Raw genomic sequence first — 7,081 nt, 5'->3', positions numbered from 1 at the left:
CATCCGAACTAGACACTCCGATGATCACTGACGAGCTGCGAGCCCCTCACTCTCGGGTCGGCCCAGCCGCGAACCCCGCTCAAGTTCGAAGAGCCAACATGACTCGCCCTTTCGCGTGGTAGTGGCCCCGGTCGGCACGCCGGACCGGCTGCCCCGAACCAGCAGCACCGGGGTGCTGATGGGGTTCGTGCTCCATGATCTGTTGATGGACAGACGATCTCCACCGTTTGCGCTGCAGCGCAATGGCGCCGACCAAGAAGGAATGCGGTAAAACCGGCGAAGCGGGCCAACTCATGGTGGCGCCGAGCGGCTAATCGCCACCCGCCGAAGCCCGAACCGGGCCAAGCTCATCGCCGGCTTCCAGGTGGCGAATCCGAGCTGGGTGCTGCAGTCCGGTCGCGGTCTCCGCACCGAACCTACTGATAGTGATGTATGGTATTCCGGCACAACCAGCAAAGCCGCCATTGTGAGCATCCGGACGAAGGCGGACGCCAATCTGACGGCTCTGCTCTCTCAGTGGCCTGGCGGTCGTACGGGGAACGGCACCAGCAGCATGCTTGCGTGTCGGGCGGGGGGCAAATGCTGCGCATCCATTTTACCGGCGAAGATCTGGCGCGAGTAACGATCGCCGACGACGTTGACCCGCTGTGGGAGGTGCTTCTCAGCCTCCATGTGCTTCAGGAGCGCGGCACCTCGGTGCTGTTCGGGGAGTGGCGAAGGCAGGTTCGCTCTGCCGGCTCCGCCTCAGTCCGCCTGCTCGCGGAGCTGGCCCGACCCTGGGGATACTCACCCGACTTCCTCACGCCGGGACGAGCGGACGCCGAATTCGAGGTTCTGGTCGACCGGGTACTGTCCACTCCAAGACGGGAGTTGAGCGCGAACATCAAGGTGTTGGCGAAGGCAAACGCAGCCAGCACTTGGGCCAGCGCCCTCGGCGCCGGTGAGGTTCCCGCGCTACGCCGTCTCGAAACCGCACTCGTGACCTACTACCAGCTGGCCCTGGCGCCATACCAGAACGCACTCCGGGTGCAGGCCGAGGCGGACCGGGCACGCCGGGGGCACGCACTGCTGGCCGGTGGGGTCGACCAGCTCCTCGCCAGCCTGCACCCCCGGGTGATCTGGCAAGCTCCGGTGCTGCAGATACCGATCTACGCGGAGCAGGACATCTACTTACAGGGGCGAGGACTGGTGCTGGTCCCGTCCTTCTTCTGCCGAATACAACCGATCACTCTGCTGGACGTCAACAAGCCGCCCGTCCTGGTTTACCCGCTCGCGCCGCGGCTCAGCCTCAGCCTCTGCCGCGCTCCCGCGGGGCAGCAAAGTGGAGCACCGTCTGTCGTCGCCCTTCTCGGCAAAACCCGGGCGGCAATTTTGGCCGAGGCGGCTGCTGGTGGCAGTACCAGAGAGCTGGCCCGGCGTACGGGCGTAGCGGACCCAGTGGTGAGTCGTCACACCGCTGTCCTGCGCGGCGCTGGGCTCATGGAGACCCAGCGGCACGGTGGCTCGGTGTGGCACCGGACCACCGGGCTGGGCATCGCCCTGCTCAACGGCGAGCTCCCGGCCTGACCCGCGCTGCGCCATTGCGCTTCAAGGCAAAGCGTGGACCCGGCTCTGCCAACCGGCCAGAGTAGCCCCCAGTAGCGCGAAGCGCGCCACGACCGGTTCCACCGCACAGACCACTGACCGACACAGTTTGCGCACGTACGGCCGAGGAGACACGCATGCGGGAAGAGCAGCACATCCCAGCTGGACAATCCGATGTCGTCTCACGACGGACGGCTCTGGTCGGCCTGGCGTCGGCGGCGGCGTGGCTGGCCATGCCGGGAGGCGAAGCTCTCGCCTCTGCGCCACTCCCGGCGCCCGGCCGCGCCCTGCTCGGCTTCCCCTCGGTGCCCGTGAATGACGCCACGTCGGTACGAGTTCCGGCCGGCTACCAGTTCCGGGTGTCGGCGCAGGCATCGCTGGAGGGAGCGCCGAACGCGATCCTCGATCCGCCTCGCGATGCCCGGCTGACCGGTAGCGGCCCAGCCGCCTTCGCCGGTCCAGTTCGCGGCGTACGCGGGAGGCTGCCGGTGACCGCGACGTTGACCGACGCGACCTCGGGACCTACCCCATGGGGGTCGTACCTTGCGGGTGAGGAGGGGTTCCACCGCTGGTTCGACGTCCGCGACCTCGACTGGCGACCCACGGAGACCGAGTTGCGGTACGGTCTTGGCCCGCGCCTGCCAGGCGGTGCCCGCTCCGGGGCGCAACCCCGCCTCGACCTCGGCGCCGATCCCTCAGAAGCCGACCGGTACGGTTGGGTGGTAGAGCTCGACATCAACCCCGACGGCACCCCTTGCGCCCCTGTGAAGCGGACCGCCTTGGGCCGGTTCAACCCCGTCGGGGCGACGGCCGTCGAATGCGAGGGTCGGGTAGTTGTCTACAGCGGCGACCACGAGAACGGCGGCTACCTCTACAAGTTTGTCGGAGCCGACACATGGCGGCGGGAACGGGCCCGTGGCCGCAGTCCTCTCGACAATGGCGTGCTGCACGTCGCCCAGTTCGCCGCAGACGGGTCGGGGCACTGGCTGCCGCTGGTGCATGGGCACGGCCTGCTGACGGTTGAGAACGGCTGGCGGGACCAGGCCGATGTCCTACTGCGTACCCGGCTGGCCGCCGACGCGCTCGGTGCAACGCCGCTGGGACGCCCGCAGCAGGTTGCGGTCGACCCGCGGGGAGAAAGCGCCTATTGCGCCATTGCGGGCGGCACCCGGACCACCCGCTGCCAACCAACATCCGAGGCTGGGCAGGCGGGGCCAGATCGGGAACTGGATGCACCTCCATGGGGCCACGTCCTGCGGTGGCGGGAGAACGCGGGCGATGCCACCGCGACAGCCTTCCGGTGGGACGTCACCGCATGGCTCGGTGACTCCGCAGGCGCCGCCGCCATGGGGGCAGGCGACGTCGGCTTCTTCGGCCGTCCGCGCGGGCTGTCCGTCGACCCCGATGGTCGACTGTGGATCAGGACGGCACTGGTGGGCACAGAGCACGACCTGCCGGAACCGGTGTACCGCGCGTTCGGCAACGACGCGGTGCTCGCCGCCGATCCAATGACTGGCGAGGTCCGACGTTTCCTCACCGTCCCTCGCGGCAGGGAAATCACCGCAGTGGTCCTCGCTCCGGACCGGCGCTCTTTGTACGTCAGCGTGCGGTGGTCAGCTACGGACAGCCGGCGGCACGCCGCTCGGCCCGATCCGGTCACGTACGCCGTCCGCCGCCGTGGCGGTGGCGTGATCGGCTCCTGACCTGCTTCCGATCATCCGTCCCCTCCACCGACAATCGGAGAGACAGCCGTGGTCTACATCGTTCCCCGTTCTGCCTGGCGCGCAGTACCGCCGAAGCAACCGATCACCGATCCGTGGACGCCCTGGCTGGGTGGGGTGGTCATCCACCACCACGGGCCAGGCAGCGGGTTCCCGAAGGCTAACCACCAGGACTGCTACCAGCAGGTCTGGGACATCCAGGACGAGACCATGAACAGGTCGTTCTTCGAGAAGCTGGCGGGGAAGGAGGAATATGACGACATTCCCTATAACTACCTGGTCTGCCAGCACGGATGGGTCTTCGAGGGACGGGGCGCGAGGGTCCGGTCAGCGGCCAACGGCACCGAGACGCCTGGTGCGAACAAGAACTACTTCGCCGTCATGGGCATGATCGTGTCGGGGGACCAGCCCAGCCAGGCAATGGTCACCTCGATCCGCGACCTGATCGGGCACCTGCGTCAGCACGAGAACGCGGGAACGGAAATCAAGGGACACCGCAACCTGTTCAACACCGAATGCCCAGGCAACCTCTACCCGTATGTGCTCAACCGATCCTTCGAACCGCCACCGGCCGACCCCGATCCCGGCAGCGGAGTCACCATCATCCCCCGTAGCCAGTGGGGAGCCCGGCCGCCCCGCAACGCGGAACAGGTGCAGCTGAGCAGTCGCACCGGGTTCACCGTGCACTACTCGGCCGGCCCATCTACCCAGACCCCGAGGCAGATCCAGAACTACCACATGGACTCCCAGGGCTGGGACGACATCGGGTACAACTTTCTCGTTGACCGCAACGGCCAGATCTACGAAGGGCGCGGCTGGTCGATTCAGGGCGCGCACGCCACCGGTTACAACACGACCCATCTGGGTGTCTGTTTCATTGGCAGGGATGGCGAGGCCACCTCCCGGACCGCTGCGGCGATCCGTGCCCTCTACCAATACGCCAACCGTCTGTGCGGCCGTACGCTGGACAAAACCTGGCACGGTGGGCTGCCCGGACAATCCACTGAGTGCCCGGGGTCAGCGCTGCGGGCCTGGGTGCAGGGCGGGATGCAGGGTTCTGACCTGCCCATCACTGACGGCACGGATGGCGTGGGCGGTGCCATGACCTCGGTACGCACCGTTGCCGCCCAGCAGCGGGCGGTCAACGGCCTCGGTCGAACGCCACCGCTGACAGTGGACGGCATCTGGGGCCCGCTGACCGAGGCGGGCGTACGCTGGCTCCAAACCAAGGTAGGTGTCGACGCCGACGGGCTCTGGGGTCCGCAGACCGAGGCAGCGTACAAGCGATTCACGGGCGATACGTCCGCCGGCGGCATGACCACCGTACGGTCCATCACATACCAACAGAACGCGGTCAACCACCTCGGTCGCACCCCACCGTTGACGGTGGACGGCATGTGGGGCCCGGTGACCGAGGCGGGCGTACGCTGGCTCCAAACCAAGGTAGGTGTCGACGCCGACGGGTTCTGGGGCCCGCAGACGGATGCCGCCTACAACGGGCATGTCGACGAGGGGGCGAGGATTGTCGTCGACGGCGACTTCGGGCCTGCTACCATCGCCGCCACGCAGCGCGCCATCGGCGCCACCGTGGACGGGCAATGGGGACCTGCCTCGATCCGTGCACTGCAGAACCACCTCAACACCTGGTCCAGCGCCGGCCTCGCTATCGACGGGATAATGGGTGCCTCCACCGTCAGCGCGGTGCAACGTCACCTGAACCGGATGACCGGATCCGGACTTACAGTCGACGGGCTCTGGGGACCGACCACCGTGCGAGCCCTGCAAAACGCACTCAACCTCGGACGCTTCTAACCGGACTGGCTCAACTGCGACGAACTCAAAACCGTGATCCACAAACTGCGCGACGCGATCGCGCCCCAACTGGCCCCGGTCGCGGCAGAAGCGTGCATGAAGGAAAAAGATTACGAGCGGAACGCCCATGCGTCGGCCACGATGTCGTGCAGGTCGGGGCGCGTCGGGCGCCAGCCGAGTTCGGTCATTGCCTTGGCGGATGACGCGACCTGGGTGACGATGTCGCCGGGTCGTCGGGGTGCGAGTTTGACGGGAACGGGATGGCCGGTGACGTCGCGTACTGCCTGGACGACCTGCAGGTTCGAGTAGCCGAGACCGTTGCCGAGGTTGTAGACGGCATGTTCCCCGGGGCGTGTCTTGGCCAGTGCCAGCAGGTGCGCGCTGGCAAGGTCGGCGACGTGAATGTAGTCGCGGACGCAGGTGCCGTCGGTGGTGTCGTAGTCGTCGCCGTACAACGGTAGGAACTCGCGTTCACCGGCGGCCACCTCGAGGACGAGGGGGATCAGATGTGACTCGGGGTCGTGGCGTTCGCCGCACGACTTGCCGTGTGGTCGCAGCAACGCGCCTGAGGCGTTGAAGTAGCGCAGCGAGGTCGCGGCGACGTCCCGGGCGGTCGCGTACCCGGTCAGCATCGTGTCGACTGCGGCTTTGGTGGCGGCGTACGGGTTGAGCGGGGCGATCGGCGCCGACTCGGTGATCGGCAGTTGTGCGGTGTCGCCGTAGACCGTGCCGGTGGAGGAGAAGACCAGCCGGGGGACGCCGTGCCGGTGCATCGCCTCCAGCAGTTTGATGGTGGCCGCCACGTTGTTGTTCCAGTATCTCTCCGGCTCGGCGACGCTCTCGGCTACCTGGATGAAGCCGGCGAAGTGCAGCACCCCGTCATACGAGCGGGCGGCCAGTACCTCCTCGGCCGTGTCCTGCACGCTGCCCCGCACGAACGTGACACCGTCCGGGACGGCCGAGGCGTGCCCGCAGGACAGATCGTCGAGCACGGTGACTTCGTGACCGTCCTCGATCAGCAGCGTCGTCACCGTGGACCCGATGTAGCCAGCGCCTCCGGTTACCAAGAATCGCACGACCGTAGATTACCGAGGCCGATCAGGGGCGCGACCCAGCGACCAGGAAGCAACAACTTCCGCTGATGCGGTACCGGATGCCCCGATTTCCCACGACGATCAACATCCGCACCACGGCACGTCCGGACAGAAACCGGCAAGCCCGGCGTCACGCTACGTAGCGCGCGGATCGCGGCAGATGTGCGCGTCGTGGCCAGGTCGGCGGCTCGCTGCCACCACAGTCGCGATCGTAGGTTAGCGGACATGGTCGAGCGGGCGGCGTTACCTCAGGCGCTTTGGCCCGGACACGCAGGCAGCCCGTCGGCTGGCGTGGAGCAGCGGAGTCGGGCCGCGCCGAGCACAGACAAGCCGTGGGTTATGAGGGTGGGAAGATTTGGCCGGCGGCCGACCGGCACGGCCTGGACGACGTGCACCAGCTGCCCGCGTCCGGCCGTAGAGCGCGTCACGGCCGTCGAGCTCCGGGTGCGGCGGCGCGCATGGTGTCCGGCCACCCCTCCACCGTCAAAGGCGCTTCGCGTCGCAGGCGACGGCCACAAACCGGTCGCCCTTGAGCAGCGGAGCCTCTGCGACCCTATGCGGTCAGGAGTCAAGCGGCAGGCCGGTAGCCTGCCTGCACGAGGCGCACGCTGCCGCACCCGTCACCGACTCAAGGGCAGTGTGAGCGAGCGTCAAGGCCGCCTCGACGTCTAACGAGCCGAACGGAGGAGACGGCATGTGCCGGACATGGCTACCCTTGATCACGGAGCCGGTCGGTTGAACCCGGTGTTGACCCACTGGGCCGTGGTGCTGATTTTCCTTAGTTTGGCTTGCATCTCAACCCTTGTCTCAGTGTCCGTATCGGCAATGAGTCCTGAGAGCAAGGTGAGCCGGATGGTAGCAACGCTTGTC

General features: G+C 67.3%; 4 protein-coding genes. 3 read left to right on the top strand and 1 reads right to left on the bottom strand.

Features of this window, described 5'->3' with window-relative positions:
- The first annotated feature begins 561 nt into the window (after positions 1-561).
- From AB0C02_RS25775 to AB0C02_RS25765, 3 genes are all read left to right on the top strand, one after another.
- Positions 562-1,566 (top strand): helix-turn-helix domain-containing protein, encoded by a 1,005-nt coding sequence (locus AB0C02_RS25775; protein ID WP_357551509.1) that lies wholly within the window; start codon positions 562-564, stop codon positions 1,564-1,566.
- Positions 1,567-1,895: 329 nt separating this feature from the next.
- A complete protein-coding gene (locus tag AB0C02_RS25770; RefSeq protein WP_357551508.1) occupies positions 1,896-3,287 on the top strand; it encodes an alkaline phosphatase PhoX in 1,392 nt (463 codons plus the stop codon).
- Positions 3,288-3,335: 48 nt separating this feature from the next.
- Positions 3,336-5,117, top strand: a complete 1,782-nt coding sequence (locus AB0C02_RS25765) for a peptidoglycan-binding domain-containing protein (RefSeq protein WP_357551507.1) — start codon at positions 3,336-3,338, stop codon at positions 5,115-5,117.
- A gap of 110 nt (positions 5,118-5,227) precedes the next feature.
- On the opposite strand, the gene galE is transcribed toward AB0C02_RS25765, so the two are convergent.
- On the bottom strand, positions 5,228-6,193 hold the full coding sequence (gene galE, locus AB0C02_RS25760; RefSeq protein ID WP_357551506.1) for a UDP-glucose 4-epimerase GalE: 966 nt from the start codon (positions 6,191-6,193) through the stop codon (positions 5,228-5,230).
- Positions 6,194-7,081: the final 888 nt, after the last annotated feature.

The sequence above is a fragment of the Micromonospora sp. NPDC048999 genome, from assembly GCF_040649295.1.
Lineage (GTDB): Bacteria > Actinomycetota > Actinomycetes > Mycobacteriales > Micromonosporaceae > Micromonospora.
The sequence above is the reverse complement of the archived record's forward strand: the minus strand, read 5'-3'. Positions and strand labels throughout refer to the sequence as shown.